Origin of the sequence: Longimicrobium sp., from assembly GCF_036554565.1 — a bacterium.
Taxonomy (GTDB): Bacteria; Gemmatimonadota; Gemmatimonadetes; order Longimicrobiales; family Longimicrobiaceae; genus Longimicrobium.
Map to the genome: position 1 here is coordinate 1 of NZ_DATBNB010000637.1, position 7,114 is coordinate 7,114.

Below are 7,114 nucleotides of genomic sequence, written 5' to 3' on the forward strand. Positions count from 1 at the left end.
CCCGCAACGGCAACGACTGGACGGACAAGTTCCCCGAGATGGCCGCGGCCCTGGCTGCCCTGCCCGCCCGCGACGCCATCCTGGACGGCGAGCTGGTGATGCTGACGCCCGGCGGCACGTCGAGCTTCCAGGCGCTGCAGAACGTGCTCAGCAGCGGCCGCACGGCGGACCTGGTGTTCTACGCCTTCGACCTGATGCACCTGGACGGGATGGACCTTCGCGGGTCTCCCCTTCTCTCCCGCAAGGAGGCGCTGCGCGGGCTGCTGGCGGGCGATCCCGCCGGCGCGGTGCGGTTCAGCGACCACATCGTGGGGAGCGGGGGAGTGTTCTACCAGCAGGCGTGCGCGATGGGGCTGGAGGGCATCATCTGCAAGCGGGCGGATGCGCCCTACGCGCAGAAGCGCACGAAGGACTGGCTGAAGGTGAAGTGCCTGCTGCGCCAGGAGTTCGTCATCGGGGGATTCACCGAGCCGCGCGGATCGCGGTCGCACTTCGGCGCGCTGCACGTGGGCGTGTACCGCGACGGCGAGCTGGTGCACTCCGGCAAGGTGGGCACGGGCTTCAACGAAGAGGTGCTGCGCCGGGTGCACGCCCGCCTGAAGAAGCTGAAGCGGGCGGATTCGCCGTTTTCCGACTTCGGGCGGCGGGGGCGCCAGCCTGCGGGAGTCACCTGGGTGGAGCCCACGCAGGTGTGCGAGGTGGAGTTCACCGAGTGGACCGGGGACGGCATCCTGCGCCATCCCGTCTTCCAGGGGCTGCGGGAGGACAAGCCGGCCACGCAGGTGGTGCGCGAAGACCCGCGCGCCCTCCCCGCCGGCGAGTCCGCGGCGGCGGCCAAGGGCCGCGCCCGCCCACCGGCGCGCGGTGCGTCCAAGGATGCGCCCCCGGCCCCGTCCAGCCGCCCCGTGCCGCCGTCGACCAGGGCCGCGTCCCCGCGCCGTGGAAAGGCGCCGGACGTGGAGGTGGAGGGGATCCGCCTGTCGAATCCCGACAAGGTGCTCTTCCCCGCCCTGGGCACCACCAAGCTGGACCTGGCGCGCTACTACGAGGCGATCGGCGAGTGGATGCTGCCGCACATCGCCGACCGCCCGCTGACGCTCGTCCGCTGTCCGGAGGGCGTGGGCGGGCAGTGCTTCTACCAGAAGCACGGCGACGAGCACTTTCCCGCGCAGGTAGGGCGGACGACCATCCTGGAGAACGACGGCGACCCGCGCGTCTACACCTACGTGGATTCCGTCGCGGGGCTGGTGGCCATGGTGCAGATGAGCGCGCTGGAGCTGCACGTATCCAACGCGCGCCGCGACAGCTTCGAGAAGCCCGACCAGTTCGTGATGGACCTGGATCCTGCCCCGGACGTGCCGTGGGCGCGCGTGGTGGCGGCGGCGTTCCAGGTGCGCGACCGCCTGGAGGAGCTGGGCCTGCGCAGCTGGGTGAAGACCACGGGCGGCAAGGGGCTGCACGTGGTGGTTCCCATCGCCCGGCGCTCGTCGTGGGACGAGGTGAAGGACTTCACCAGGGCCCTGTCGGCGGACCTGAGCGCCAGGAACCCGGGCAAGTACCTGATCAAGGCCACCAAAGCCGCGCGCAAGGGCAAGATCTTCCTCGATTACCTGCGCAACGGCCGCGGCGCTACGGCCATCTGCGCCTACTGCGTCCGCGCGCGGCCCACCGGCGCCGTCTCCGTCCCCATCGGCTGGGATGAATTGACCGCGGACCTCCGCACGGACGACTTCACCCCCCAGGCCGTCGCCGAACGTATCCAGTCGCTCCAGGCGGACCCGTGGGCGGACTACTGGACCACGCGCCAGTCCATCACCAAGCAGATGCGGGCCGCGGTGGGGTTGACGTAAGGCCCGATTTGCGTTCAATTTGGCGCTGTTCCCGCCAGCTTCTGAAACGTGCGCGCGTGCGTGTCCCCGTTACTTGTGGACACCACCCGTCCATTTCCGTCCCCCCGTCGGCGGGAGGCGGTATGGGCGGCGCAAACGGGTTGTCCAACGGGCTGACCGCGCCCCCCCTCCATCGGTGTGAACCCCTTCCATGCCCAATTCCTTTCTGGTTCGCGCGCCCCTGCTCGCATTGCTCCTGCTTGCTGCCTGCGACGGCCCGAGCACGGGGGTCGAGGCAGCGCCCGAAGTGCGCACGCAGGTCTCCACGCAGGGCGCCGAGGTGGGTACCCCGTTCGAGTTCGACGCCACGCTCGGGGGAACGGCGTTCCGCGGCAGCGGGCTGACGTACACGCTGACGTTCGCGCCGGGAGGTGGAGGGCTGCAGGGGTCGGATGGGCGGATCAGCGGAACCCCGGCTGAACCAGGGGTCGTCATCGTCACGCTGACGGCCACCGGCACGACGGGGGCGCAGGCCACGCAGACCTTTCCGCTGGTGATCTTTTCCCGCGGGCTCGCCGCGCCGCAGCTTCCCGGCGCGCCCTTTCGCTACAGCGACCAGGGCGTGCCGCTCCCCGCGCACTACCTGGCGTCGGCGCTGGGCGGAACGGTGGTGGCCACCGACAACACGCCGGCGGGCAACCCCATCACCGACGCGGGCGCCGCGCTGGGCCGCGTGCTCTTCTTCGATCGCCGGCTTTCGGCCAACGACGCCGTGTCGTGCGCGTCGTGCCACGTGCAGGCGGCGGGGTTCTCCGACACCGCCCGGGTCAGCCGCGGGTTCCGGGGCGAAACCACCGGCCGCCACTCGATGGGGCTGACGAACGCGCGCTTCTACCGGACCGGCCGGTTCTTCTGGGACGAGCGCGCCGGCAGCCTCGAGGCGCAGGTCCTTCAGCCCATCCAGGACGGCAAGGAGATGGGGATGACGCTGCAGAACCTGGTGTGGAAGCTCCAGGTGACGCCCTACTACCCCGCCCTCTTCCAGGCCGCGTTCGGCTCGGCGGGGATCGATTCCACCCGCGTGGCACGCGCCCTGGCGCAGTACGTCCGTTCGCTGACCTCCACCGACTCGCGGTTCGACCGGGCCTTCGCCGGAACGGGCGACTCGAACGACTTCGCCAGCTTCACCCCCGAGGAACGCCAGGGGCACCAGTTGTTCCTGTCCAGCGGGTGCGCGGGGTGCCATGCCACGAACGCGCACGTCACCGACGCGCCGCAGAACATCGGGCTGGATGCGGTGACGAGCGACCTGGGCGCCGGGGGCGGACGCTTCAAGTCTCCCTCGCTGCGAAACGTGGCCGTCCGCGGCCGCTTCATGCACGACGGCCGCTTCACCTCGCTGCACCAGGTGGTGAGCTTCTACGACACCGGAGTCCAGCCCAACCCCGACCTGGACCCGGGGCTGCGCGGCCCCGACGGGAAGCCCCGCCGCCTGAACCTCACGCCCGCACAGCGGAACGCGCTCGTCGCCTACCTGGAAACGCTGACGGACCACACCCAGCTCACGGCGCAGCGGTTCTCGGACCCGTTCCCCCGCTGACCCACGCGCCGTCAGCCTGGCCGATCGACCCGCACGAAAACGAAGCCGCCGCCCCGGGTCCCGGGGCGGCGGCTTCGTAGTCTCGCGGGGGTGGGTCAGGGTCGGGCGGCGCCCTGCCCCGCCGTCACCAGCGCCTCCAGGCGTTCCATGCGGGCCCGCATCTCCGCGAGTTCCCGCGCCTGGGCCGCGTTCTGCGCCTCCAGCGCCTCGATCCGCTGCTGCTGGGCGGTGGTGCGGGCCTCCAGCGCCTGCGCGGCGGCCAGCGCCACGCCGTCCGCGTCGACCGTGCTGATCACCTTGTCGTCGTCGCCCAAGCCGAACGCGGCGCGGAAGTCCTGCGCCATGGGCCCGATGTGGCGGACATCCGTGTTCTCGGTCCGGTAGCTCCAGCTCGTGATGGGCATGGCGCGCAGCCGGCCGAGCACGTCCTCGCCCGAGACGGCCGCGAACAGGTGCTTGCGGTTCACGTCCGAGGCGTTGGTCCAGGTGCCGTTGGTGTGCAGGTAGGCGCCGGTGCTGGTGCTGATCACCGCATTGCTCTGGTTCCAGTTGCTCGCCGCGGAGCCGGACTGGAACGTAACGCCGGTGCTCCGGTTGCTGCTGGTGTAGATCCGGAAGCCGTTGGCCACCCGCCACATCGCCGAGTTCGTGACTTCGGCGTGAATGGTGTCCGTGGTCGTGGACCGGTCGCCGAAGACGAAGGTGCCCAGGCGAGGAGCCCCGGCGCTGGTGCTGCTGCTGGCCTTGTAGCCAAGCACCACCGAATACGCGCCCGTCGCCGTCACGTCCTCGCCCATGGCCACGGTGCCGGTGTTGGCCGCCACCGCACGAAGCCCCACGGCCATGGCGTTGTCGCCCAGGGCGCGGACGTTCTGGCCGAACGCCGTGGAGTACAGCCCGATATTGGCGTCGTCCCACTGGGTGCCGTCGATGCCGCCGGCGCGGATCGCGCCCTTGCCGGGGTACCAGAACATCCGGGTGCCGGAGCCCGACACCGGCGCACCGTTGGAGGCGCCGGAATCGTAGGTGCCGCCGAAGAAGGCGGTGCCGTTGCGGTTCACCCGGAAGAGGCTCGAGTCGCCCTTGCTGACGGCGAACGCCGAGTCGGTGGGGCTCTGGGCGTGGGCGGGCTGAGAAAGCAGCGCCAGGGCGGCGACCGCGAGCGAAAGTCGGAGGAGCTTGGTCATGGCGAAGTCGAAGGGTTAGGGAACCGCAATGGAGAGAGCCGAGTCGGCGACGGTCAGCGAGCCGGTGACGGACACCGGGCCCGACGCCTTCGCCGCGCCCTGCAGGAACGTGCTGCCGGTAACGGTGGCGGCGGGGATGTACCCCCGCAGCAGTGCCCCGGTACCCGTCAGGGTCACGGAACCGTTGGAGATGGTGCCTGGCGCGTCCAGGTTGCCCCCGACGGCCATCGTAAAGCCGCCCAGGCCCAGGGTGCTCGCGTCGCCCACGCGCAGGTGCAGGACCGAGGCGTTCGCGGTGAGCACCGGCATCGTGGCCCCGGGGATCTGTGCGGCGGGGGGCACGATGGCGGCGCTGGTGCCGTCGGGAACCACGCCGTCCAGCCAGTTGGCGGCCGTGAACCACGCGGAGCTCTCCGAACCATCCCACGTGGGCCCCTGCAGCGGGCCGCTGCTGGCCGTCTCGGTGTTCACGTACACGCGGAAGGTAAAGGTCGTCGCCCCGCCCGCCACCTGGAACCGCCACTCCCTGGCCGAGGAGATCTCCATCGGCGCAAGCGTCTGCGCGTAGTCGAAATACGGGGTTTCGGCGCCGTTCAGGAAGGTGCCGTTGCCGTCGGGGTTGGCGACCGTCACCGTACCCGTCGTGGTGGACGGCCCCTGCGAAAAGAACACCTGCACCCCGGACACCGTGATGCCGTCGGTGCCCATGGTCAGCTGGGTGAGGTTCTGCACCCGCACGTCGGTCTTGAAGATTCCCGTTCCCGCGGAATACGAGGTGTTCGTATTGGTGAGCTTCACGTACGTGTCCTGCCCGCCCACGACGCGGTTCGTCAGCGCGCCGGTGCCGGGAGGATCCAGCGTCTTGCACGCCATGGCGGCAGAGGCCACGTGCACCACGCACTGCAGCGCGGCCAGGCGGGTGGGCGTGGGCTTGGTTCCGGGTGCGAGCGGGCCGTCGGTGCACGCCGAGGCGAGAACCACGAGAAACAGCGCGGGAAGCACCCGCGATGGGCGCTTGTCGAGAGATAGCATGGCGTTGACCAGGGAGACGAGCCGGACCAGCGGAGGGTCGGGAGGGTCGATGCGGGGAAATTTAAGGCATCGTGCCGTCCCGTACAACAGTTTTGAACGCGATCCAGGCGTGACCGACGGAAATCGACGTGGCGGGCCAGGCACGCCCGCCCCTGTCAGGCGGGTGCGAGCGCCTCCTCGGCGTATGCCACGCGGTCGCGCCCCAGCCGCTTGGCCTCGTACAGCGCGGCGTCGGCGCGGTGCAGCCACGTGTCGCAGGTGTCGCCCGGGCGCAGCGCCGCCACCCCGATGCTCACCGTAACCCGCCCTGCCCTGCCGGCGTCCCCCTCGCCGACCGCGCGGCGCAGCCGTTCCGCCTCGCGCAGGGCATCCCGCGCGCTGGCGCCGGGAAGGAGCACCGCGAACTCCTCGCCCCCAAATCGGAACAGGTCGCCGCCTGCCTCGCGGGCAAGGACCGATGCCACCGCCACCAGCACGTCGTCGCCACCCGCGTGGCCGAAGCGGTCGTTCACCTGCTTGAAGTGGTCGATGTCCATCACCAGCAGCGACGCCGCGCTCCCCCGCGCGGCCGCCGCCCGCAGCTCGCGGTCCATGCGCCGGCGGTTGAAGGCGCCCGTCAGCGGGTCGCGCACCGCCTGCTGCACCAGCTGGTCGCGAAGCGAATCGATCACCCCCAGGAACAGGTTGGTGAACACCACCAGCAGCGTGAGCGTGACCACGAAGCGAACGGCGGCACCCGTCCCCATATCCACGTACACCATGGGCGCCACGGACAGCACGATCCCGGCGGCGAGAAAGTTGGCCAGCCGGCGCGGGAGCATGCAAAAGAAGAGCATCGCGGCCGGATAGCACCACAGCACGGCCATGAAGCCCAGCGCGCGAATGCCCAGCGGCAGGCCTGCGGCCACCGGAACGAAGACCAGCGCCACCGGGATCGGGAGCGCGCGCCCGCGCCGAAGGGCCTGTGCGTTCAGCGCCAGCATCCCCACGATGACCAGGTTGGCGATGCCCAGCCCCATCCGCCCGCGAACGACGTTGTTGAGGCCGAAGGGGAGCAGGAACACCGCCCCCGCGATGGCGAGCGCGTAGATGATGCGGTCGCGGTACCAGGACGGAATTCCACCCCCGCCGGGGTCCAGCGACTCAAGGTCTGTAGGGGTGACCGGTGTTTTCACAGGCTGAGACCGCAGTCGCGGGAGGGAGTCGCCGAGAGGGAAGCCGGTCCGGCGCAGGACCGTGCCGGCCGGAGACGCAGGTGGCAAACGAGTGGACCGGATGGGTGAGCGGGCAGGAGATACTAACGTTCTGACGCAAGCCCCTGCAACCCCCTTTCCGCCACGCAGCGGGTGAGGGCGTGCGGGTCGTTTACGTGCGTTAACTGCATCGGTCTGACGTGAGGGTCCAATCTCGTGGATGGTTGACACGTCTCCCGTGCGCGTTTACATATGTTAACATGGAGGATATCA

Annotated in this window: 5 protein-coding genes; 2 read left to right on the forward strand and 3 right to left on the reverse strand. The window is 70.3% G+C overall.

The annotated features are described in order from the left end of the window. Positions 1-1,850: DNA ligase D (gene ligD, locus VIB55_RS17705; RefSeq protein WP_331877993.1), on the forward strand; the 1,850-nt coding region annotated here is incomplete at its 5' end. Positions 1,851-2,040: 190 nt separating this feature from the next. After that, complete coding sequence (locus tag VIB55_RS17710) at positions 2,041-3,429, forward strand: cytochrome-c peroxidase (RefSeq protein WP_331877994.1); 1,389 nt, start codon at positions 2,041-2,043, stop codon at positions 3,427-3,429. Positions 3,430-3,524: 95 nt separating this feature from the next. On the opposite strand, the gene VIB55_RS17715 is transcribed toward VIB55_RS17710, so the two are convergent. From VIB55_RS17715 to VIB55_RS17725, 3 genes are all read right to left on the reverse strand, one after another. After that, positions 3,525-4,616: a tail fiber domain-containing protein gene (locus VIB55_RS17715; protein ID WP_331877995.1), complete on the reverse strand. Its 1,092-nt coding sequence runs from the start codon at positions 4,614-4,616 to the stop codon at positions 3,525-3,527. 15 nt (positions 4,617-4,631) lie between these two features. Then, positions 4,632-5,648 (reverse strand): hypothetical protein, encoded by a 1,017-nt coding sequence (locus VIB55_RS17720; protein ID WP_331877996.1) that lies wholly within the window; start codon positions 5,646-5,648, stop codon positions 4,632-4,634. 155 nt (positions 5,649-5,803) lie between these two features. After that, complete coding sequence (locus VIB55_RS17725; RefSeq protein ID WP_331877997.1) at positions 5,804-6,823, reverse strand: GGDEF domain-containing protein; 1,020 nt, start codon at positions 6,821-6,823, stop codon at positions 5,804-5,806. Positions 6,824-7,114 lie beyond the last annotated feature (291 nt).